General features: G+C 71.5%; 1 protein-coding gene. It reads left to right on the top strand.

What is annotated here, in order from left to right; all coding sequences use genetic code 11:
* A partial coding sequence (locus ACOJSN_RS02525; RefSeq protein WP_420110936.1) for a DEAD/DEAH box helicase occupies positions 1–2,397 on the top strand: 2,397 nt, incomplete at both ends.

Consider the following 2,397-nt stretch of genomic DNA (forward strand, 5'->3'; position numbering starts at 1 on the left):
CGACTTCTGCGACGTCCACGGAAGCGATCGTGGCTGCTCCCACACTCTCGCGGTCCAGCTCGCCCTCGGCGCACGGGAAGCCGCTCCCACCGCACCGTGGCAACGTGCTCTCGATGAGATCGTCCGCCCGACGGCGGAGCAGCAGCCGGTCGGTGAGCTCGCCCTGTTCATGACGATCGTGAATCCCACCCGGATGCGGGACCGGTGGAGCTACGGCCCACGCCTGGAACCGTTCCTCGGGATCCGGCCGGCGCGGCGTGGCCAGCGTGGCACGTGGATCAAGGGCAACGTGGAGTGGCACGGGTTGCACCGCGGCATGGCCGAGCCGCACGTGGTCGGGCTGCTCTCCGAGCTCGCGGGTCTGCACGATGTCGCAACGGACACGCCGTATGCGGCCACTCCGGAGTGGCTCTCGCTCGCGCGGATCCCCTCGCGGGGGCTGTGGGAGATCCTCACCGAGTTGCGGGACGCGGGCGTGGAGATGGTCTCACCCGGCAAGGCGCAGCGGCCGGTGCTGATCACGGATACCGCGGCGCGGGCGCGGGTGGCGATCGACGAGCAGCAGGGGCACCTGCGGGTTCGCGGGCAGCTGCTGGTGGAGGGTGAGATCACCGATACCGCTGCGATGTACGCGGTGGGGAGCCCGGCGGTGGCGGTCGCGCAGGTACGGGACCACGGCCGCGCCACCGAGCAGGCCGTGCTCATCCGGCTCGAGGCGCCCGTACCCGATGCGCTGTGGCAGCTGCTGCGCGCGGACGAGCCGCCGGTCGTGGATTCCGAGAGCCGTGAGCTGTTCGAGCAGACCTACCTGCCGCGGCTCCGGGAGCTGGCGCCGATCGAGTCACCGGACCACTCCTACACGGTCCCACCGGAGCGGCAGACCACGCTCGAGCTCGAGGTCCGCGCGAGCGAGGGCCAGGTTCACCAGACCTGGAGCTGGGCCGACCAGCCGTCTCGGCGCGACCGAGCCCGGGAGCGGGAGATCCTCGCCCGGGTGAGCGACGCCGTCGGCGGGCACGAAGACCTGGTGGGGATGCCGCTGTCGGGCATCGACCGACCAGCAGATCGCACGCTCACCGGCACGGCGGGTGTGCTGTTCGTGGGGGAGGTGCTGCCACGGCTGCGGGGGCTTGACGGCGTGCGGGTGAACGAGGCCGAGGGCGTGCCGAGCCACAGCCGCACGGTCAGCGGGCCGCGGGTCTCGATCGCGGCCGAGCCGGGCGCGAACGACTGGTTCGACCTGAGCGTCGAGGTGGAGGTCGATGGCGAGGCGGTGCCGTTCGGGCAGCTGTTCGTGACACTGGCCAGGGGCGAGCCGATCTTCGTGCTCCCCGACGGCCGGTACTTCTCGCTGCTCGGCGAGGAGTTCGATCAGCTCCGGGCGATCATCGAGGAAGCGCGTGCGCTGAGCGACCGGCCGGTGGAGAGCCTGCGGATCAGCCGGTACCAGGTGGACCTGTGGGCCGAGCTGCTCGAGCTCGGGATCGTGCACGCGCAGGAGCAGGAGTGGCTGAGAGCGGCGCGCGGACTGGGCGAGAGCGTCACGCTGGAGCCGGTGCCCGTGCCCTCGGGCGTGACCGCTGAGCTCCGGCACTACCAGCAGACCGGGCTGGCGTGGCTGCACTTCCTGCGGACGAACCGATTGGGCGGGATCCTCGCCGATGACATGGGGCTCGGCAAGACGCTGCAGGCGATCGCGATGATGGAGGTCGCGCGCGAGGAGGACCCGGCGATGCCACCGTTCCTCGTGGTCGCGCCCACGAGCGTGGTGGGCAACTGGGTGCGCGAGTGCGAGCGGTTCGCGCCGGGGCTGCGCGTGGTGGCGATCGATGCGACCGAGCGCAAGCGCGGGACTCCGCTGGCGGAGTCGGTCGCCGGCGCGCACGTGGTCGTCACCTCCTACACCTTGCTGCGCCTGGAGGAGGAGGCGTACGCGGGGCTGGCGTGTTCGGGCGCGATCTTCGACGAGGCGCAGATGATCAAGAACCACCGCGCCCGCGGGTACCGCAGCGCCCGGCTGGTGCAGGCGCCGTTCAAGCTCGCGATCACCGGCACGCCGCTGGAGAACAACCTCACCGAGCTGTGGGCGCTCTCGGCGCTGGTGTGCCCGGGGTTGCTCGGTGGCGAGAAGCAGTTCGCCGACCTGTACCGGGCGCCCATCGAGAAGGACCGCGACAGCGAGCGCCTCGCGCGGCTGCAGCGGCGGCTGCGCCCGTTCGTGCTGCGGAGGCGTAAGGAGGAGGTAGCCACCGAGCTGCCGCCCAAGCAGGAGCAGGTGCGCGAGCTGGAGCTGCACCCGAAGCACCGGCGCCTCTACGAGCTGCGGCTGCAGCGCGAGCGGCAGAAGGTGCTCGGGCTGCTCGACGACATGGAGTCGCACCGGTTCCAGGTGTTCCG

This window comes from Pseudactinotalea sp. (assembly GCF_048594945.1).
In the GTDB taxonomy this organism is placed as follows: domain Bacteria; phylum Actinomycetota; class Actinomycetes; order Actinomycetales; family Beutenbergiaceae; genus Pseudactinotalea.